The following is a 19,503-nucleotide window of genomic DNA, read 5'->3' as shown; positions in this document are numbered from 1 at the left end:
TTAATGTCCTGTATTCTTTCGTACTTCTTCAATCATAAGAAGATAACTATAAATTTCTCGTAATTCTTTCACATAACCTATCAAAACAGATACCACAATAACTGTTAAAAAAATCACCAAGATTACTGAAAGCAAAACTCCTAATTTTGCTATTTCAAATTCATTGGGCATCTGATTTTCAGCAAAACTAATTACTCGCTTCACAAAATCAAAAAAGTACTTCCATACTTCCATTAATATCGCTAGAATAACTGTTACGACAACTAAAGAAAGCATACTTTTCTTACTTTCATACCTTGCCTTTGTATTAACATACTCTGCATCCAGTTGCTCCGATGTCAAACTTTTCAAATACTGTATTTTCTGACTGTAGGCTTCATATTCTCTTTTTTTTCGTTCCTGAAATGATATATACATTATCTTTTCCTTGATTTTATCCTTCAGCATAACAGTCCCCTTTCTATATATTACAAATAAAATGTATATACTTCTACAGTTTTGATTTGATTTTCAAAAAACTTTTCAATTAAATCTATTGCTGTTTCAGTATACCATAATCTATTATTTCAATCAATCATATGTATCATCACCCCTTTATAAAATTTTTCTAATTTTTTCATATTCTGACGTCAGATATTTCTTCAAAGATTGTATATATAGTAGAGGAATTATTATTTTTACAAACTAGGTAATATATCCCACTCTTGCTATTACTGCTTGTAATGTATGTTCCTCAAAAATATATACCAAAGGAGAAAATCTATGCTAAATTTCTTAATTAAACTTTCAGAATTACTATTCAATCTCATTGATTTAATCAAAGCCTTTTTCTTTCCCGAAAAAGAAAACAAAACACAAAAGAACACTTTCATTATTGATTCTGTTAATATTATCATTAATCCTCACAATAGTTCTTCCAATTCGTCCTACCAAGATTCTTCTTTCATTGTCCTACCTATAATTATTACAATTATCTCTGCTATTGTAACTACTTATTTTTATAACACCATTTCTATTATATTCTAACTGCTGTAAAAATTGGTACTCCTATTAGTAACCACAACGAAAGACCTATTACGAATTCCTCTTTTCTTAAATATTGCATAACATCTAATAAATAACCTATTCCCAAAAAGACGAATACTAATATGATACTCCCTATCATTTGTCCTAGAACTTCATAAGTAATTTTCAATACCTTTTCTTTTTTACTCATCCATTTTCTCCTTTTCATTATTATAAATTCATAAGTCACTATTTAAAAACACCGATTTTTTTCATCACCCTTTCAACTTTTTTTATTTTTGACGTCAGATTTCTCTCCAAAGATTGTATATATAATAGAGGAACTTATCATGTGAGGTTGGGGTATGGCAGTTAAGACCATGCTCCACTGTCCTCTTTATTTTCACAAAAAAATAACAGGTTACCGAACCTGCTATTTCTCTCTTTCCACTATCTATCACGTCTAAATTTTCTCTTATTCTTTATGTAAGGTTTTGAAATTCCACTTGTTTTACCTTCTACTACATATTTTATAGGATAATTCATATATTGCCCCATCATACTTGAAGGAGCATCACTTTCAGGACATACAAAACAGCATTTACAGTCTTTACAAATAAAACTTGGGACTACCTTATTATCTGTGTCTACGATAGTTCCATTACCATACACAAAACGCATGATTTGTATTGAGTTATACTCTAACTTCTCAAAGCCATAGATCATATGCTTACCCTCTTGAACCTTTTCTTTTAATTGTTCTACAGTAATTTGCTTAAAAACCAAATTTATATCCAAACCATCTATATTTATGCCATCCATTTCTTGAGGCGGACAATTATAAAAATAAATAATAGCTTCTGCTATTTTAGGTTGAATTGCTAATACTTGCTCAGCACTTGTCAATTCTGAAACATACATAGGAGAAATTTGATTTTTTCTTTCTCGTCTAGAAGAAAAAAAATATTGAATAATAAAACCTAATGTAGTAACTATAATGGGAATCACAAACTTTTCTCCCCAAAATTTTATTATCTCCAGCATTAAATTTCTCTCCTTACTAATCCATTGCCCAATTCACGTTGCTTAATTTTTTTCTTGCCATGAATTTTACTATTTTTTTCTGTAAAAAGATTCTCCCAAAGCATTTGAAAAATATCCCTCTTTTTCACAATTAAACTATTAGGCTTCTTGAATAATCGCTCTCCAGTAAGACCTAAATATACACTCTCAACTACCTCTTGTTCATAGGTTCTATCAATCAAACACACTACTCTAATATCTTCTCCATAAAAAACAAGATTTACGTGTTCAATTCCTTCTATATCCGGTTTATCCACTCCACATAAAAGTTCTCGATTAAAGCCTTTTCCTAAATACAAGCCATTTTCTAACGGACTATTTGCTCCAAAATAATATTCCATTTCCATGTTTTTCAACTGGGTTAGCATATTCATAAATCCACCCCAACAAACTCTCTGTGGATTATATAATAACACTTTCCGTTTTTCTAAATCTACTCTAACATTTCTATCTACAGGTATTTTATTATAAAAACTACTGTCTTCTGCACACTCTCTAATTCTAGGATAAAAAAGATAATCCGTTTTTAAAGTAGACCATATAATTTTCCCATCTTCTACAACAAATTTAACCGCATCATTACTATATATTACATCCGCTACTTCAGATACCTCTAAACCAAACTTTTCTAGAATAGAAACTGTTGCTCTCGGTCCTTCGCCTTTATATCCACAATTTGCAGATTCCACTTGAATTTGTGTCCCGTCTTTCATTTCCAAAATTAAATGAACTGAATTCGATAAAAGCATATATTTTGTCATCAAAAAATTAGTTTTTTCAAAGAACATAGTAACATATCTCAAATTCCATTCATCTTTAAAAATCTTCTTTATTTCCGCTTGAGCATCCGATGAAGTTCCCTGTATCAATATTTTTTCCATTTTTATCAAACCTCTCTATAATATCACTTAATAATTCAGATTTTACTAACTGCCTCTTATATAAACGACCTAATTGAAAAATTATTATCGCTTCAACAACAATCATAAATACCAATATTAATATTAACACACTTACCAAAATAACCATATTTTATTTCCTTTCTCTATTATTACACATTTACCTATACTTTTTCAACTTAACGTAAATAAAATCATTCTATTTTACCAGTTTTTATCACCTTTTCTTTACCGAACCTCACTCCTCATCTGCATCAGCAAAACATCTTTCATCAATACTTCTTTCCTATAGCCGTCTTCATTAAAGACCAATTTCTTATTGAAATCTATTAATATATTTCCTCTTTCTAACAACTCTGTCACGTTTTTGTAAATGGTATCAGAAAAAACTATTATCTGATGCTTTTCTCCATTCACTAAAAAAATATCTACCCAATATCTATACCGTCTATTACCGGCATCATATGTTACTTCAGAATGTTTAAAAGTACGCACAAAAAGGAAAAGAAAGATAGCAGCCACAAACAAACTCATTATTCCAACCATAGCGAACTCCTTATCCTGCCAATTCTCTTACTAACAAATCTGCAATCTTTTTCGCTAACCTGTCTTCTTCCCTGCATTTTTCTAAATAACTCATTCTTACAGGTTTCATCTTCTCATGCTGCTTGGGACTCATCACCTGATTACTCATATATTCCAGTTCCTTTTGCAACTCTTCCTTTTCAAATTTAATCTTTTTATATATCTCTAAATCAGATGCCATTTCCACTGCATTATCCTCTTGCAAAAAATTTTTAATCTTCTTCATAACATTTTCCTCCATTCTATTTCTCCATTTAATTAAGGAATACCCACTGTTATGGAGATTTTGGTTAGGGAATATGGGTATTCCTATTAGTTACTGTGCTTTCGCACAAATTTACTTTTTGCTTTGACGCACTCGGCTTTAAGTTCCCTTTCTTAAACCGAAAAGTAAAATTCTTTGACATTTTTAGCCGGCTTTGTTCGGCTTTGCACTCTTCAGGATGTCTTACCTGTACTCTGTTCTACGTCGCAGTAATACGCATATTCTGTTTTCAAGGTTCTCTCGCAAATCTAATTAAGGAAGTATTCTACGCCTACACCAAAATATTTTGCTATCTTCTGTAACGTTGACAACTTTGGTTCACTTCTGCCTTGTTTCCAGTTCGTAAACAATGTCTGCGATATGCCTGTTTCTTTTGCCACTCGATATGTTGTCACTTCGTTTACTTCCAACAAATACAAAAACTTTTCGTACATCTTATACCCCCTTAATTATTTTGCTTATACTTCACTTTTGTGTTATACTTTTACTGAGATTTTAAGTAACTACACATCTGAAATATGACTTGTTTTTATTTTTTACTACATATTATTGAAGTATATTTAGAGTATACATCATGTTTCAGTCCGTGTCAACACTTTTTACTTCATATTATAGAAGTAATTATTTTTTGTGAAAGGTGACTAAAAATGTACGAAATTTTTGAACAATTACTACAAAAACATGGCGTATCTACTTATAAGGTATCTAAAGAAACCGGAATTGCTCAATCTGTTTTTAGTTCATGGAAAACAGGAATAAGTACTCCAAAGCAAGATAAAATGCAAAAAATTGCAGATTATTTTAACGTTTCTCTCGAATACCTTACTACTGGAAAAGAAAAAGAGGGTGGCGAAACTTATTACTTAAATGATGAAACCGCTGAAATCGCACAGGAGATTTTTGAAAACAAAGATTTACGTTCCCTTTTTGATATGTCTAGAAAAATGCCTCCGGAACGTCTAAAGGCACATTTAGAATTTATGAAAAAACTGGAGGAACAGGAAAACAAATAAGTATTATGTACAACCCCTTACTGAATGAATATATCGGCGTACATCTTATTGATATGGATTACCTTGTCAAAGAACAGGTTGTTTCCAATCCTGACGGAAGTTTCTCTATTTTTATCAATGCACGTTTAAACGCTGCACAACAAATGGAGGCTTACCAACACGCTCTAATGCACATCATAAATTCAGACTTTGAAAAAGAAGACGTAAATCAAATCGAATCAGACACTCATCGAATGAAATCTTATGAATTTCACACACAAAAAAAGTAGAGGTTATTTTTTCCTCTACTTTTTATACTTCATATCTTAAATTTACTCTCTGTCATGTTCTGCCACACTATTTCTCTGTATAAATTAAATTCTCTCTAAAAATCATCAAATACATTTTCAAAAATTTCCTCTCCATACTTTTCATACAATTTAGCAGCCAAATCATAACAATAATTATCATCTCGTTGAGAAATCACAACAATGTTCATTATACTTTCCTCTAATACTAATGTATAAACAACCCTAATTCCAATTCCTCTATATTTAATTTTAAAAAATCCCATTAAGTTATTACCGTTTTTATTTCCGAGTGGCTTTCCATATCCATTGGGATTTGGCAAAGGTGCTTTTGACACTTTAATAATACCTGCTAAAATTTGTTTCCGCACACTTCCTTCGATTTTCCGATAGTCCTTCTTCGCTTCATCTATTATGTGTATTTTCCATGACATTATTCAAGTTCCACACTTTCTGCTAATTCTTCTAATTCTTCCATAGAAATTCCTTCCTCTTCTACAAATTTTTCAAAAGAAGAACCTTTATCATTTACCCTCGATTCTGCTATTTTTAACAATCTAATGTTTTCAAGTCTTTCCAATAATCTTTCCAATTTAGATACCTTTTTTTGTGTATCTTCATATTCCTGCAAAGATATTAATACCGCCGTTGGTTGATTATTTTTTAAAATAATATATTCATTATTATTTTCAGCAACATCTGTAAAAATTTTTCCAGCCTTTCCTTGACTAAAATCAGAAATAGGTACTAATTTTTTTGTAAAATCAATTAATGATACATTCATAATTTCAACTCCTTTCTTAATATCATTATATATCTCACTATTATTATATGCAATATTTTAATTAAAATTTAAATGAATATCAGGAATTTTTCATTTCATAACTAAAAAAGTAGAGGTTATTCTTCCTCTACTTTTATACTTCATATCTTAAATTTACTCTCTATCATGTTCTGCCGCACTACCGTTTGCCCTACCGCCTTGCATGAATATATCCCTACTGGCTATACTCATTTCAGTTGGAAAGAAATTCCTTTTTGTTAAGTTCTGAGAATCAACTATTGCACGTATTACATCAAGTTCAAGTTGTGAATGCTCCCATGCTTTTCTAAACTCGTCATTTTTTAATTGTTCAACCATATATTGATTTAATGTTTTCATATTATGTACCAAATTTTTCCCAATACTCTTTTCTATATTTTTCGCTAACTCTATTTCTTTCCTCGAAATTTTTTGGGTCTTCTTTTATAAAGTTCTTTTGTGTTCAGTTTTTCAACCTATTCGGAAGAGCGAACCAACTCTTATTTAGGAACTCGAACTACGAGCCGAATGACCGTAGTCTTCTTCATTCAACTTAACTATAACAAACATTCCTATTATTATCAAACATTTTAATATTTTTTCTATTCTTTCAACTGGCACTATAAAATTAAAACAACCACTATTTACCAAATCGCTTTATTTTAACAAATCATTCCGATATAATTATCCAACTGTATCTCTTCCAAATCTGCAATCAAATCGGCAAAAAGATTTAGATTTCCATTTACCGCATAGTCTTCCAAAGCATTGTAATAGTCTAATCTGTTTTCTTTTGCAATAGATACAGGCAAAAAACCTTTCGACATCAACTGATAATTCATAATCAACCTCGATGTACGACCGTTACCGTCATGCAATACCACATTGAGAACCTGCTAGAAATCTGTAATTGATTTCCACCTTTTGAGTCTTTTCTTGTCCTGTTCCCTCTGCCTGATACACATAAATGCTGTCTATCAGTTCCACCAACATAGCACGATTTAATTCTGTTACATTTTCATACTTACGAATAGTTTCTAAAAACTGGTTGGTACTTTGGGTTTTCTTTTCTTCTGACTCGATTTTATCCTTTAAGTCATTTCTTTTCAACTTCAATTCGCTTTGTTCATTCTCGTATGATATAGACATCTTTTCAAAACGTTCATCAGAAATCTTACCTAAAGCGTTCTGTTCAAACAATTTCATAATGACATTGTCTATTTCTTCAATCCTTTTTTCAGCAACTTCTAAACTTTGTTTTAAATGCTGAATTTTTTCATTTCCACCTTTTTCACTCAATTCTTTCATTTCTTCGAGAAACTGATCGCCTAAGGCTTCCATATTTTTTATATGCTTTTGAATATCATTCATTACTATCTGCTGTAAAGCATTATACGATATAGAATGCGAAGTACACAAGTTTGTATTTCTTGTATAAGTTCTACAACGTAGCCATCTACTACTGTCAGCACGGCCACTCAATGCCATATTGCGCCCACAATCCGGACACTTCACAAGTCCTACAAACATATTCGGCTTTCTAGTTTTATTTGGCTGTTTCTTTACACTAATGAACTTCTGTACCAATTCAAAGGTATCTTCATCAATAATAGGTTCATGTGTATTCTTAACAATAATCCAATCTTCTTTTGGAACAGGCACCAATTTTCTGTTCTTAAATGATTTTGTTTGTGTTTTATGCGAAACCATGTGTCCAAGATATACTTGATTTTCTAAAATCATTTTCACATTTTTTGCTACCCAGTCCGTAGGAAACTTAAAACCTGTACTTGTTTCTAAAGTACCGTTTTTCATTGCCCTGTATGCTCTCGGAATTAAAATTCCATCTTCGCACAATATTCTAGCAATCTGATGAATACCATTTCCTTGTTTTGATAATTCAAAAATACGCTTGACGATAGGCGCTGTTTCTTCATCAATCAGTAACTTCTGCTTATTCTGCGGGTCTAATCTGTATCCGTATGGAGCAAATGAACCACAGAAGCCGCCATTCAAGGCTGTTGTTTTCTTGACACTACGAATTTTCTTTGATGTATCGCGAGCATAATACTCATTCATAATTGACTTAAAAGGCATCATTTCGTTTTCATCAAATCTTGTATCAACATCATCATTCAATGCAATAAACAAAATATCATTGTTCGGGAAGATTTCTTCTACATAATACATGAACATGGCATTGTTACGACCAAATCTTGACATATCCTTTACCATAATTCCACTCGGTTCCGTATCTTCCATAGCGTCTTTTATCATACGGTTCAGGTCAGGTCTATTGAATGTCGTTCCTGAATAACCATCATCTACATACTCGCCGACAACGATAAATCCTTTCTCTTTTGCATTATAGCGTAACATCTGCAACTGATTTTTAATACTGTTGCTTTCCTTATCAGCGTCTCCATCATCTTTTGATAAACGTGCATATAATCTAACTCTTAATCTTGTCTGCTGTTTTAACATTTCTGCTCCTTTCCAACAGCAAACAAACATCTTTTTACTATTCAATTATAACACGCTTTCCGTCATATATCAGCCGTTTGTTCTGCTGTTTTTAATTCATACCGTTTTTCTGTTCAATCTCACTTCGTATCAATCTTTTTATCAAAGACTGTAAATCTACTGTTCCAGAGAAAACAGAAGTAATGTAAAATGTTGTATCTTTTATCTTCAACATATCCTGTTTTACTTTTTGTTCCATTACTGCACCTCATTTCGAGCCAAGAAAAAACACCATCTCTGGTGTTCCTCTTGTTTATTTCACTTTGACTACTTCACGCCTAAATTCCTGATGTTGCAAATCAATTTCTGCATATACCATATCACTGGCAAATAGTTCTGTTTGGCCTGTTTGAATACAGATTGTATTACCTATCTGATTGCACCATTTTCCCTTTTCGGTATCTGGACTTTCGTGTATATGTCCATGCAGAGAAAACAATGGCTGCCTTTCCTTAAGAAAATTGTAAATATCGACAGAACCTATATCCAAGTCCTGATAAAGCAACTGTCCCAATCGCAACCTTGCCGGTGGCATGTGCATGATATACACAGTTTTCTGCGGATTGTCTGGCTTTGGTAATTGATTGAGAACATCACACATATAAGGTAATTCTGTTTTGGAATATTCCAACCAGTTATAAATTCTGTCATAGTCATATTCATTAGAAGTTCCTGCAAAAGTGCTTAACTGTCTTTGTGGCACATAATCAATTTCTGTAATCACTCTATCCTTACAACCGAAAGGGTGGTCTAAAATATAGTTCATACCAATAAATTCAAATCCGTTAATATTCACTTTTCTTCCTGCTATATTGTAAACATTTGGAAATTCATTACAAACTGTATCAAACAAATCATCAACAGCCAGTAAATCATCATTTCCAAGCATAGCAAGATACTTGATGTTATGTTTCTGCAACTCTTTGAAGTATTCCCTTAAAAATTGTTTGATAAAGACTGGCTGTTCCAAGTGTCTGTTACACTGCTTTGGCAACATATCTCCACCATTGACAATCACATCAATTTGTTTTTCGATAGCAATCTCTAACGTCTTTTTGTACTTCTCTTTATCTCCATGCAAATCGGTAACATATAATATTTTCATCACTTCCAACTCCCACATCATCATATTTCAAGTATAAAAATTGTACTCTCATTATAACATATTAGAAGTTTCTTTCGTGATGTATTTTCTAAGCAGACAGACGGCTTTGGAAAGCTCCGCTAGTATTTCAACTATTCCCATTCTTATGGGCAGAACCGCACCATGCGGGCGTATCATTATCCTGCTGCACAGGTCGTGGCTGAACAACTTTTCCAAAGGCTGTTCCCAGATCAATATAGATTTCGCTCACTTTTAATAAAAAGGTCATGGCGTATAAAATCTGATGGCTCACTGCACAGCAAACGTGCCTGTCGGCTTTATTCAGTTTTCAAAGAACAGTCGGCTTGTCAGCCTATGAAAATCTATTGTTTCCAACAGACTTTCATAGAGTGATAAACGAATGGACAGGGCGGGAAAGAGAGAAGTGGTAAATCACACCCTGTTGATAATCACTACTTGATTTCTACTTCAAAGGCTTTTATCTTCTGTATCATGGCATGACACACAAGTCCTTTTAACTCTAAATCTACTGCCATACGAACATTTCCATATTCGTCATACAGTTTCCGCATACAACAAGCGGATATGTAGTTATCATAGAAATCTAAGATTTTCTGAATTGCTTTTTCGTCGCCGTTCGCTGCTGATGAAATCAGGCGATAGGGCGGACACTTTGAAACATCTTTTTCCATGAAATCATTTCCCCTTTTCTAAAATCTCTTTCATTTGCCTTAAAGCAGTCATTCTACGCGTGTACGAAGTACAACGTGTAATATTCATCAATTCGCTTATTTCAATATCTGACATATCAAGAAAATAGAACAACAATATGGTATTTCGCCTTTTTTCTGATAGCTGATCTAATGCGTTGCATAATTCTTTATCACATACATGCGCTGTCATACCGTAAACATCATAATCAGCAACATCTAAATCATATTCATCAAAGACAGGAAAGGACTGAACCATAATCTCCGGTAGTTCACAGAACAGAACTTCACGTTTATTTCTACGTGTTAAACTGCGTTCATAATTCTTAATTGTCTTGTCAATGACTTTCTTCATCAATGTATCGAACTGTAAACGAATAGCGTCCTCAAAAGAAGTCGGTTTCATCATCACACCCCCTTTCTGCATTGTGCAAAAGTTGGTATCTCCCTCTTTCCGCATAACACTGTCCGGCAAAGTGTGATTTGTATGATTTTTTTGAAAAAAAGTTAAAAAAGTTTTTCGGTCATGAAAAAAGCCCGCACAAAACATATAGTTTGTACGAGCCATAAAAGCCGAAATATATTCAATTTTTAATAGGGTGCTGTTAGGTGGAGTTTGATTGTAAAGAACTGTTCTTAAAGCTTTCCATAATACAAGCCCCCTTAAAGCACTTCATAAAACTGCTTATCTGTTATTCTTCCACATACAATCGAAAAAACAAAGAGAATGTAGTTCCCGTGTCATTTGAAATAACTTTGATATATCCTTTTTGTTTCGTCATAATATCGCGGGTCAGATATAAACCGATCCCGACACCATCAACACCGGTAGAATATTTCCCTCTGTAAAACCGATTGAAAATCTGTGCCTGTTCTTCTTCCGGTATGCCAATTCCATTGTCTGTAATATCCAAGCGAAGATAAGACGCATACTCGGTCATATTCAGACGAACCGTTCCACCGTTTTGCGTATATTTCACTGCATTATCCAATACATTCGTGATGGCTTCTGCCGTCCAGTTAAAATCCAAATACAATGTATAATCTTGTTCACAATCAAACACAAGCATAATATCCTTTGCTTTTGCTTTGGAATACACCGATTTGACTGCCTGTAAGATAATATCATTCAGACTGTTTTTCTCCTGTTTCAATGAAATAATGCCACTTTCCAAACGAGACATCTTCACAAGACTATTGACTAGAAACGTTAATTTTTCAAGTGATAGTTGTAAGATGGCAATATATTCTTTGCGTTCTTCTTCCGATAACGTATCATCATTTAATAATTGTACGAACGTGTTCGCTGAAGCAACCGGCGTCTTAATCTGATGAGATATATCTGAAATCAATGCTTTAATCTGTTTCTTTTCACTATCCAATAATTTATTTTGTGTTATCAAGATAGAACGCAGTTTCAAAAGTTGGTGCTGCAGTCGTGAAAGCAAGGTATCCTCTAATTCCGAAAAAACTTTTACTTCCTGCTTGCCAACCAATTCTTCAATCAAAAAGGTCAGTTCTTCCAGCATGTCATCAAGATAGCGGTTGTGCAAATGGTCTAATAAATAAAATACGAGAAAGAAGATAGCAACTCCAACCAGCAATCCTGCTTTTACGAAAATATCTATCGGGATAAAACATAGGACTATGGCAAGTGCAATGGCTATCATCACTTCTAAAATGATAAGAATTTTTCTGATATACTTAAAATGCTTCATGTTTATTCTCCGAACGTATAACCAATCCCGAATACCGTTACGATATATTCTTGATTATCGTCTTTTAGTTTTTGTCTTAATCGTTTGATGTTCACGCGCAAGGTATTATCATCAATAAAGTTGCCGTCCTTATCCCATAAATTCTCCAGCAGCATTGCTTTTGTAACAACCGTTCCTTTGTGCTGTATCAGATAACAGAGCAGCTTATATTCCGTTACACTAAGATGGATTTCTTCTCCATGTAATACCACAAGGCATTTTTCCATATCCATTTCCAAATCTTTATACTGTATCCGTGCTGTTTCTGTAATCGTTCTTTTCAATATTGCAGATACTTTTCTTCGCAGAACATCAATAGAAAAAGGTTTGGAGATATAATCATCACAGCCCACATCATAGCCGTTTAGCATATCTTCCTCTGTATCATTTGCGGTTAAAAATAGCACCGGTAATTGTGAGGTCTGTCTGATTTTTTGACAGAAGTTCATACCATTTCCATCGGGCAGGTTAATATCAAGCAAAAACAGATCATACTTTTTCAATGTATATTTTTGTAATGCTTCTACATAACCGTATGCCGTTGTAACATGGTGTCCGTCTTTTTCCAATGCAATGGAAATCCCTTTACTCAAAATCTTATCGTCCTCTAATAAAAATATATTTGCCATATAACCACCACCTCATATCAAAATAACAGGGCAGAGGTTAGAAATATCTGCCCTGTGTGTAAAACTAATTTCCTAAGTCATGTAAGCGTTCAATGACTGTTTCTTTTGAAACCGCACGATATACGATCGCCGGAACACTTAGACATATGATAAATATAGCAAATATCAAGCAAATTACAAGAGCAAATGGATATTCAAATTTTGCATAGTCTGCTATGTGCGGAACTGCGTCTGCAACAAGAAGTAAAAACGCATTGCCAAGTGTCATAATAAGACCTGTCGTTACAAGTGCGTAAATACCGCCCTCTAAGGTCAATATCTTCTTAATCTGTTTTTTAGAAGTTCCAATACTTTCCATGACTGCAAATTCATTCTTTCTTGCAACCACACCTGTCAACATAACATTGATAAAGTTAATCAATCCAATTACAATCAACAGAACTGCTGCGCCGTTACCCAATAAATTCATAGAATAGTTCATTTGATTAAATTCTTCTATTATTCCAACCGGACTTTGATAACTCCATTCTGTCTTTGTCAATGTACCATTCAATGCCTGTAACTCACTGTCAATTTCTTCTAATTGATTCATATCTTTAATGTCAATACCAATTCCTGAAATAATAGGTGCGCTTGTCAAACGTTCCATACCTGCTTCACTGACATAGATAATATCCGGTACAATAGAAATATCTTTGCGCTGATCCATACTATATGAAAGATTATTCTCATAATCTCCAAAATAAAAGGAACCATCAATCAAAAAATCCGTTGCTTTACCGTCTGGACTATCCGCAGTCAAAGATAATGTTTTTCCTACCAATGCGGTATTCGGTGCATTATATTCCGTATCCATTCCTGAAATTGCCGTTTCCCCACGCTGAAACTTTTCTATATCAATCGGTGTATCTGGGTGTTCGGTATTGTATTCTTCTACGGCTTTATCATCGAGCGTTGTAATATAGCAACCATAATCGCCGGCATTGGCATACTTCTTAAGGTCTGCAACCATTTCTTGATACGATTGCCCCTCAGTTTTATACCTGCTGTCCTCATATTTGATTTTCATAAATTCTTCTAAATCTGCTTCATCAAAAGCAATACCGCCCCATACTGTTTTTTGAATATCTACATTTTTAACACCGTCGATTTGCTTAATCTGTTCTACAAACTGTTCATCAAACTGTGGTACTTCTTTATTAGGCTGCTCATATTGTTCAAATTGAACATCTCTGTATTCAAAGTTATAATCCATATACTTTTCAACATAATTTTCTGCTTTCATACTTCCTATCATTCCATTTACGCCTAAAATCATGGTAATTCCCATAAACAAGGACATAAACACAAGGAACGCACGTTTTTTATCTCGGAATACGTTATGGTATGCCATCACATGAAGTTTTCCGCCATTGGTAGAATTTCTGCTTTTTGTTTTTGTAGAAGCAAAATTTTGGTATCTTAACGCTTCGATCGGAGAAATCTTTCCTGCAACTTTTGCTGGTGCATTGCATGAAATCCAAACGGTCAAAGCAGAGAAAATAATGGACAGTATGAAGATACTAGGGTGGAAAAACATTTCTGCGTCCATAATAGACTTTCCACTATCAAACGCATTTTCCAAAATAACCGGAACAATTCCAAAAGAAAGCACACCTGCTAAAATAACACCAATCGGTATTCCGATACACCCAAAGGTTAACGCTTGTCGTTTTACTAATGTTTTGATTTGCTTTTCTGTTGTTCCTAATGTCTTTATCAATCCATAGAAGCGTGTATCTCTTGAAATGGAAATATAAAGTACGTTATAAATCAAAAGATAACCACTACCAATGATAAAGAATACCAAAAGAATAATCATTGCATAGACAGATCCACTTGATGATGACATAGAAACTGAGCCTTGAAAGGTTTGATTTTCATTCAATGTAATATCGTCTTGTATGTCGTAAAAATTATCTTTCGGATTGTCTAAAGATATGGAAAGAACACCGCTGTTTTGCATTGTATATCCATGTTCCTGACAATAACTTTCAGATAGAAATGCCATACCTGTTCCCGTATAAGAACGGAACCAACCACTTAATGTAAAGGTATCTTTCTGTTCTCCGTCTTTTGAAACATAGGACAATGGAATTTCCATATCAAGTTTTGGCTCTTTAATGCCTAACTGAGAAAGTGCGTCCTCAGACAACATAATCTCATTTTCTTTTTTCGGGTATTCCCCTTTGATATTGCTGATTGCTTCTTTATAATGCTTTTCCCATTCTGTATTATCATAATATTGCATAGCAATCGCAAGGTCGCGGTCTGCTTCGTTTTTCCCTGCAACAGAGCCAATCATATATTGCGTACCGACCGTTTTTACATAATCTAAATCACGGATTTCTTTTTCCTGCTCGTTTGTCGGCATGGCAAGTGAAACATTTGCATTCGTACCGGAAGTACGAACTGACGTTAAGTCCATGTTCTCTTTATAGTTAATACCCAAACTGAAAATCGTTGTAATCATAAACGTTGTAAGAGCAACGGCAACAACCGCAAAAATGTTACGGGTGCGGTTGGCTTTCATCATACCTTTTTCTACACGTTTTATGACCTCTTTATTTCGATTATCGTGCATAACCTACACCTCCCGATACAACTTTTCCATCTTCGATACGGATAATGCGGTCTGCCATTTGAGCAATTTCTTCATTATGTGTAATCATAAGGATTGTCTGATTAAATTCTCTACTGATAGACTGCATAAGAAGAATAACGTCCATACTTGTTTTTGAGTCCAAGTTTCCGGTCGGTTCATCAGCCAAGATAATTGCCGGTTTTGTCGCAAGAGCCCTCGCAATCGCTACACGCTGTTGTTGTCCGCCGGAAAGATTGTTTGGCATATTTTTTAGTTTGCGTTCCAATCCAAGATTGTGAATGATCTGTCTGACAAATTCTTTATCTACCTTGCTGCCGTCAATCTCAATCGGATAAACAATATTTTCATACACATTCAAAATAGGAAGCAGGTTGTAATTTTGGAAAACAAACCCGACATTTCTACGTCTGAAAATCGTTAATTGTTCGTCTTTCATTTGCATAAGTTCTTTTCCTCGAACAACAACACTACCAGACGTCGGACGGTCTAACCCGCCAAGCATATTGAGTAATGTAGATTTTCCACTTCCCGATGTACCGACAATAGCGACAAATTCGCCTTCTTCCACCGAAATCGACACGCCGTCCAAAGCGTGAACCTCATTTTCTCCACTACCATATATTTTTTTCAAATCCTTTGTTTCAAGTATAGCCATAATAAAAACCTCCTGTCATATATTTCTTTTACAGTTTCATTATAACAACCACTTCTTACAATCTTCTTACAGTTTGGAAATAAATTTCACTTTTTTATTATGGATACTTCAAACTCCTATTTTTAGCATTTTTTATAACTCATTTTTAGTCATGCAATGCTAATAACTTGTCTTTTAATTTACAATGACAAATCACGTTTTTTAAATTTTTTCATAGTTATGACAAAAAACACAACTGCACTAATCAACAATACGCCTAGATACATAAAACTTTCTATATCATATTTAATTATATTTTCTGGACTGAATAGTGTTAAAGGGGTAAAGTATTTTAAAAATTCTATATCATCACTCACTTGTGATAGCATTTGTACTAAGAAAAAAATCATTCCCAATCCTGCACCAAGTCCAATGGAAAACTTAAGTTCATTGAATAAACAAGCAAACATAAAACAGAGTGTTGATAAAAATACTTCAAGTATGAACAAACCTAAATTTACGAGCAAAAATTTTATAATTTCCATTTCTCCCTTAAACATTAGATTACTAATAAAAATAATCAAACCAGTTGCATAACAGACCAAAACAAGTAATCCAATCACTAAAACTATAAATTGAGTAAGGATAATTTGAATGCGGCTATAATGCGTATTTAATAAATATGCCATAGAACCTTTATCAATATGTTTAGCAACTAATTTGTAACACATTAAGATTATGTATATAAAAGGTATCAATATTAAGATAAAACCATACAAATAATTGTTTAAGAAATCTAATAGTGTTGTCCCTGGGTTTTCCATTCCAAAAACTGCGAAAAACTGTGGCATACTCTTAGCAAGTTCATTTATTCCAGCACCTAATTCCGGGTTGTACATGGCTGTTATAATTCCAGCATAAAGAGTAATAATCGCTAAAAATAACAAAATAATTTTACTGTTTGATTTCAACTCTATTTTTAGTAATGGAATACTCATTTTACACTACCTCCGTAATATTTCATAAATACTTCTTCTAATGTTTGGTGTCTTGCATTTATATCTTCAATATTGAATTTACCTAATTCACGAATTAAGTGATTGATATTTTGATTTGACAATAAATACACCACATTGTTTTTTCGATAACTATTTGTAGAATATAATTCTTGAAAATGAATTGCATCTTCCATATTTGAAAATGAAATTTCATAATGCTTATTCATTTTATTCCTCATAGTATTTATATTCTCGTCTGCCACCAAACGCCCATCTTTTATCATTACAATTCTTTCACACGTATTTTCGATTTCTTCAAAGATATGTGATGACATCAATATCGTTTTCCCTTTAGCCTTTTCTTTTTTTATCAAATCAACAAACTTCGTTTGCATAAGAGGGTCTAGCCCCGTTGTTGGTTCATCTAAAATCAAGATAGGCGGATCTTGCATAAATGCAATGATTAAGCCTATTTTTTGTTTCATACCTTTAGACATTTTTTTGATTTTGATTTTTGTATCAATATCAAAATATACAATCAATTCTTTTGCATATTGTAAATCTGTAATGCTTTTCATATCTGCCATAAATTGAATAAATTCTTCTCCCGTCATATTATCCATAAATGCAATTTCCCCCGGAAGATAACCGATTTTCTCTTGAACTAAATGTGCATTGTGAAAACAATCCATATTTGCTATTTTTGCTGAACCTGTGTTTGCTTTTATAAACCCCATTAAATGTCTGATAGTCGTTGTCTTTCCAGCACCATTAGAACCTAAAAAGCCTACAATTTCTCCTTGTTTTAGAGAAAAGGACAAATCAAATATTCCTTTATTATTTCCAAAATCTTTTGTTAGATTGTTGATTTCTATTACATTCATAAATATTCCTCCTTATAACACATCTTTTTAAACAGTGCTTTCCATGACGCAAATTCAACTAAAAAATCTTCCAAAATTACAGGCATATTCATTCTCTTTTTTTCATTTATGTATCCCTCGGACAACCATAACATCATTTGATATATTTTTTTTACATCTATTTCTTCTTTAAATGGCGTAAAGTCAATATTCTTAAAATAAATATCAAAGGAATTATATATAGCATTGTTTACATATTCTTCACTTTTACTTCCTTGTTTTATACTTTTATCTGCAATGAGATTAACCGAAAAGTCTGTTATAAAAGGATATTCAGCTATTATTTTTAGTTTTGCTTTTGTTGCAAAATCAATTAGTTCAAAAAAATCTGTTATTTCTTGAAAGTTCGTTTCTTGAAAACTTTTCAGCATTAAATTTTGGCAAAATTCACATAAAAACAAATAATAACTTTCTTTATTTTTAAAATAGTAAAATAACAATCCTTTAGAAATTTCAGCTCTGCTCGCAATATCTTCTGTATTTGCACCTTTATACCCATATTTACCGAAGTATTCAAATCCAGCATTTATAATTCTTAATTGTTTTTCATTAGGAAGTTCTAAAAATTTCTCATATCCATTCATTGCAACAACCTCACTTTGACTAATCTGGTCAATTATTATTTTAAGTCATTGACCATTTTTTTCAAGGCTCTCTTATCATAATAATTGAAGTTTTTTGAAAAGCGTGTACCTCTTTTCAGACATACACGCTTTAATATCATTTATCCTACAATCTTCCAGTTGCTATCCTTATGAAGTATCAATTCATACTGTGAAATCTGTTCCGCCTTTGTTAAATTATCCAAGTATTTCACGGATACATTCACTTTGATATTATCGCCGTCTTTTGTAAATACGGGATTTAAAACTTCCGCAAACTGATATTCTCGCTGCACTGGTTCCATCACATTTTCTTCCACATAATAAGCAAGTTCTTTATCCGTTGCAGTTGGATATAACTTAAAGAATGTTTCTAAAAATGCGGTAGCGTCGCTAACTGTATCCGCGTCCACCTGACTGTCATTTTCTACCGTCTTTGGTTCATAGTCTGATGTTTCCATCATAGGCGCTAGGGTAGGGTTTTGTACGATAATCATATTTCCCTTTGTATCTACATGAACCGTAACCATATAGGAAGAACGCACACTTCTTGTTTGGTCGCCCTCTTTGATGGATTGCACAACCTCATATAATACCTCATATTCATCATTGCCGGATTGTTCCACATTCCAGATCAGCACATCACTAACGGTCGAAGATGTTGGTATATCTGTTCTGATGGTATCCGCATTTAACACCTGTAATTCTTCTGTCAGATACCCATTGATAGAAGAAGTTCGCTTCTCCAACGTTTCCTTGCTGTTATCCCATGTGTAATAGGCTTTACAGAAATTCTTGACAAAATTTTCTATCCCGTTGGTATCATTCAATCGAAGTTGTACCGTTTCTTTTTCGTGGACTGTGTGCATATCAATGGCAGTAAAATTTTTATATACTCCAAAACTGACACTCACGATCAGCACTGCCCATAAGGCAATCACAGATTTTTTATGCGTACCCACTTTTAAGGTAGGTATCTTTTTTTCTTTCATTTCTTGTTTATTTTCTGTCTGTTTCTTTTTCTTCCATTTCATTTGAA

Annotated in this window: 26 protein-coding genes; 2 read left to right on the top strand and 24 right to left on the bottom strand. The window is 33.3% G+C overall.

Annotated features, from left to right (window positions below):
* The 7 genes from ACYPXO_RS05455 to ACYPXO_RS05425 form a co-directional block, all read right to left on the bottom strand.
* A complete protein-coding gene (locus tag ACYPXO_RS05455) occupies positions 1-447 on the bottom strand; it encodes a hypothetical protein (RefSeq protein ID WP_459639613.1) in 447 nt (148 codons plus the stop codon).
* 568 nt (positions 448-1,015) lie between these two features.
* Positions 1,016-1,216, bottom strand: coding sequence for a hypothetical protein (locus ACYPXO_RS05450; protein ID WP_459639612.1), 201 nt, complete (start codon positions 1,214-1,216; stop codon positions 1,016-1,018).
* Between the two features lie 239 nt (positions 1,217-1,455).
* Positions 1,456-2,049: a hypothetical protein gene (locus tag ACYPXO_RS05445; protein ID WP_459639611.1), complete on the bottom strand. Its 594-nt coding sequence runs from the start codon at positions 2,047-2,049 to the stop codon at positions 1,456-1,458.
* A complete protein-coding gene (locus tag ACYPXO_RS05440) occupies positions 2,049-2,969 on the bottom strand; it encodes a hypothetical protein (protein WP_459639610.1) in 921 nt (306 codons plus the stop codon). The genes ACYPXO_RS05445 and ACYPXO_RS05440 overlap by 1 nt, the downstream gene beginning before the upstream one ends.
* 246 nt (positions 2,970-3,215) lie before the next feature.
* Positions 3,216-3,533, bottom strand: coding sequence for a hypothetical protein (locus tag ACYPXO_RS05435; RefSeq protein ID WP_459639609.1), 318 nt, complete (start codon positions 3,531-3,533; stop codon positions 3,216-3,218).
* A gap of 10 nt (positions 3,534-3,543) precedes the next feature.
* Complete coding sequence (locus ACYPXO_RS05430; RefSeq protein WP_459639608.1) at positions 3,544-3,798, bottom strand: hypothetical protein; 255 nt, start codon at positions 3,796-3,798, stop codon at positions 3,544-3,546.
* 287 nt (positions 3,799-4,085) lie between these two features.
* Positions 4,086-4,271 (bottom strand): helix-turn-helix domain-containing protein, encoded by a 186-nt coding sequence (locus tag ACYPXO_RS05425; RefSeq protein WP_459639607.1) that lies wholly within the window; start codon positions 4,269-4,271, stop codon positions 4,086-4,088.
* 213 nt (positions 4,272-4,484) lie between these two features.
* Here ACYPXO_RS05425 and ACYPXO_RS05420 point away from each other — a divergent pair, with 213 nt between their 5' ends.
* Complete coding sequence (locus tag ACYPXO_RS05420; RefSeq protein WP_459639606.1) at positions 4,485-4,850, top strand: helix-turn-helix domain-containing protein; 366 nt, start codon at positions 4,485-4,487, stop codon at positions 4,848-4,850.
* Between the two features lie 5 nt (positions 4,851-4,855).
* Positions 4,856-5,119, top strand: coding sequence for a hypothetical protein (locus ACYPXO_RS05415; protein WP_459639605.1), 264 nt, complete (start codon positions 4,856-4,858; stop codon positions 5,117-5,119).
* Positions 5,120-5,214: 95 nt separating this feature from the next.
* On the opposite strand, the gene ACYPXO_RS05410 is transcribed toward ACYPXO_RS05415, so the two are convergent.
* The 17 genes from ACYPXO_RS05410 to ACYPXO_RS05330 form a co-directional block, all read right to left on the bottom strand.
* Positions 5,215-5,571, bottom strand: a complete 357-nt coding sequence (locus ACYPXO_RS05410) for a type II toxin-antitoxin system RelE family toxin (RefSeq protein WP_459639604.1) — start codon at positions 5,569-5,571, stop codon at positions 5,215-5,217.
* Complete coding sequence (locus tag ACYPXO_RS05405; protein WP_459639603.1) at positions 5,571-5,921, bottom strand: type II toxin-antitoxin system Phd/YefM family antitoxin; 351 nt, start codon at positions 5,919-5,921, stop codon at positions 5,571-5,573. Before ACYPXO_RS05405 ends, ACYPXO_RS05410 begins: the two co-directional genes overlap by 1 nt.
* Positions 5,922-6,074: 153 nt before the next feature.
* A complete protein-coding gene (locus ACYPXO_RS05400; RefSeq protein WP_459639602.1) occupies positions 6,075-6,299 on the bottom strand; it encodes a hypothetical protein in 225 nt (74 codons plus the stop codon).
* A gap of 302 nt (positions 6,300-6,601) precedes the next feature.
* Entirely contained in the window at positions 6,602-6,823 is a 222-nt protein-coding gene (locus ACYPXO_RS05395; RefSeq protein WP_459639601.1) for a hypothetical protein, read from the bottom strand.
* Positions 6,810-8,423 (bottom strand): recombinase family protein, encoded by a 1,614-nt coding sequence (locus ACYPXO_RS05390; protein WP_066450146.1) that lies wholly within the window; start codon positions 8,421-8,423, stop codon positions 6,810-6,812. Before ACYPXO_RS05390 ends, ACYPXO_RS05395 begins: the two co-directional genes overlap by 14 nt.
* A 91-nt stretch (positions 8,424-8,514) precedes the next feature.
* Positions 8,515-8,661, bottom strand: coding sequence for a hypothetical protein (locus tag ACYPXO_RS05385; RefSeq protein WP_021378161.1), 147 nt, complete (start codon positions 8,659-8,661; stop codon positions 8,515-8,517).
* Between the two features lie 54 nt (positions 8,662-8,715).
* Positions 8,716-9,567 (bottom strand): metallophosphoesterase family protein, encoded by an 852-nt coding sequence (locus tag ACYPXO_RS05380; RefSeq protein WP_021378144.1) that lies wholly within the window; start codon positions 9,565-9,567, stop codon positions 8,716-8,718.
* Positions 9,568-10,019: 452 nt separating this feature from the next.
* Positions 10,020-10,259: a helix-turn-helix domain-containing protein gene (locus ACYPXO_RS05375; protein WP_032513874.1), complete on the bottom strand. Its 240-nt coding sequence runs from the start codon at positions 10,257-10,259 to the stop codon at positions 10,020-10,022.
* Between the two features lie 4 nt (positions 10,260-10,263).
* Complete coding sequence (locus ACYPXO_RS05370) at positions 10,264-10,686, bottom strand: sigma-70 family RNA polymerase sigma factor (RefSeq protein ID WP_050585678.1); 423 nt, start codon at positions 10,684-10,686, stop codon at positions 10,264-10,266.
* A 283-nt stretch (positions 10,687-10,969) separates the two neighbouring features.
* A complete protein-coding gene (locus tag ACYPXO_RS05365) occupies positions 10,970-11,995 on the bottom strand; it encodes a sensor histidine kinase (RefSeq protein WP_339080843.1) in 1,026 nt (341 codons plus the stop codon).
* Positions 11,996-11,997: 2 nt separating this feature from the next.
* A complete protein-coding gene (locus ACYPXO_RS05360; protein ID WP_074138619.1) occupies positions 11,998-12,663 on the bottom strand; it encodes a response regulator transcription factor in 666 nt (221 codons plus the stop codon).
* A 64-nt stretch (positions 12,664-12,727) separates the two neighbouring features.
* Positions 12,728-15,286: an ABC transporter permease gene (locus ACYPXO_RS05355; RefSeq protein ID WP_459639600.1), complete on the bottom strand. Its 2,559-nt coding sequence runs from the start codon at positions 15,284-15,286 to the stop codon at positions 12,728-12,730.
* Positions 15,276-15,962: an ABC transporter ATP-binding protein gene (locus ACYPXO_RS05350; protein WP_021378152.1), complete on the bottom strand. Its 687-nt coding sequence runs from the start codon at positions 15,960-15,962 to the stop codon at positions 15,276-15,278. The genes ACYPXO_RS05355 and ACYPXO_RS05350 overlap by 11 nt, the downstream gene beginning before the upstream one ends.
* A 179-nt stretch (positions 15,963-16,141) precedes the next feature.
* Entirely contained in the window at positions 16,142-16,939 is a 798-nt protein-coding gene (locus tag ACYPXO_RS05345) for an ABC transporter permease subunit (RefSeq protein ID WP_021378153.1), read from the bottom strand.
* Positions 16,936-17,823 carry an ABC transporter ATP-binding protein gene (locus ACYPXO_RS05340; RefSeq protein ID WP_021378142.1) on the bottom strand — a complete coding sequence of 296 codons (888 nt, stop codon included), beginning with the start codon at positions 17,821-17,823 and terminating at the stop codon, positions 16,936-16,938. Before ACYPXO_RS05340 ends, ACYPXO_RS05345 begins: the two co-directional genes overlap by 4 nt.
* Positions 17,820-18,446 carry a TetR/AcrR family transcriptional regulator gene (locus ACYPXO_RS05335; RefSeq protein ID WP_021378141.1) on the bottom strand — a complete coding sequence of 209 codons (627 nt, stop codon included), beginning with the start codon at positions 18,444-18,446 and terminating at the stop codon, positions 17,820-17,822. Before ACYPXO_RS05335 ends, ACYPXO_RS05340 begins: the two co-directional genes overlap by 4 nt.
* Before the next feature lie 140 nt (positions 18,447-18,586).
* Positions 18,587-19,498 carry a conjugal transfer protein gene (locus ACYPXO_RS05330; protein WP_021378154.1) on the bottom strand — a complete coding sequence of 304 codons (912 nt, stop codon included), beginning with the start codon at positions 19,496-19,498 and terminating at the stop codon, positions 18,587-18,589.
* Positions 19,499-19,503: the final 5 nt, after the last annotated feature.

Source organism: Faecalimonas canis (assembly GCF_054601575.1).
Note: the sequence above shows the minus strand (reverse complement) of the source record. Positions and strands in the feature narration are given on the sequence as shown.